The organism is Pseudoalteromonas sp. S2721 (genome assembly GCF_005887425.1).
GTDB classification, from domain to species: Bacteria; Pseudomonadota; Gammaproteobacteria; order Enterobacterales; family Alteromonadaceae; genus Pseudoalteromonas; species Pseudoalteromonas simplex.
This window is the reverse complement of the sequence record NZ_PNCZ01000084.1, coordinates 1-865: the sequence shown is the minus strand read 5'-3', so window position 1 is coordinate 865 and position 865 is coordinate 1. Positions and strand designations below refer to the sequence as shown.

General features: G+C 42.4%; 1 protein-coding gene. It reads right to left on the bottom strand.

The window, feature by feature from the left end; translation table 11 throughout:
- Positions 1 to 815, bottom strand: an 815-nt coding sequence (locus CWC02_RS20295) for a transposase (RefSeq protein ID WP_138619921.1), incomplete at its 3' end; no start/stop codon positions are given.
- Positions 816 to 865: the final 50 nt, after the last annotated feature.

Here is an 865-nt window from a genome sequence, read left to right as displayed (position 1 = left end):
CTTTCAAGAATAGGAGGTAAATGATGCTCTATATATCCAGGCTTATCCGCGCTGATACAACGCCCAGTTTGCTCCACAAGTAGCAGGTATGACTTTAACTCAAAAGGTATTCCCTTTGATTTATACTTACTCATGCCACCAATAAAACGAACTAGTAATTTAGGTTGCTTTGACTCCTTCGCGCTTTCGCATCGCTTTTTAAAACTGGTATAGTCCGATTGCTCCGGCGTGCTCGCAGCTTTAGCACGAACAGGGTTTAAATCAACATAGGCCATGCAGGCTAAAAGCGCTGATTCATCAAGGATAGCTTGGCTTTTAAAGCGCCCTTCCCAAAAATGCCCAGTACATTCATCTTCTTTATTTGCCCGTCTGGCAATATATTCATTTAGCATTCGCATGAACCAACTAATGCTCGAAAGGCGCGCTCTGTATTCTGCAACCTCTTTATTTAAGAAGACTTGTTGACCATCACTAAACGGCTCACCATGAAGGGCTTTTTGACCTAAAGGCGTCATTTTACTGAGCTTAAACCAGCGTAAAAGGATGGCTTTATCCGATAACCTATTTGCTTTTTTATCATCAACATAAAGCACAACATGTGTATGGTTACTCATCACCGCATAAGCACATACATCAATGCAAAATACCTTTGCAAGAGCAAGCAGACGCTGTTCAACCCACACTCGGCGGTGTTCATATGATTTGCCTGTGAGTGCGTCTTCTCCACAAAGGTAAGCGCGTCTGACGCAACGAGATACACAGTGATAATATTTGGTGTTCGACAAACAGATTTGCCGCTTCCTTGCTAAAGCCATCGTCCACTCCTTGAACTGATAATCTGAAATGCATTAGCTGTAATTAAAGT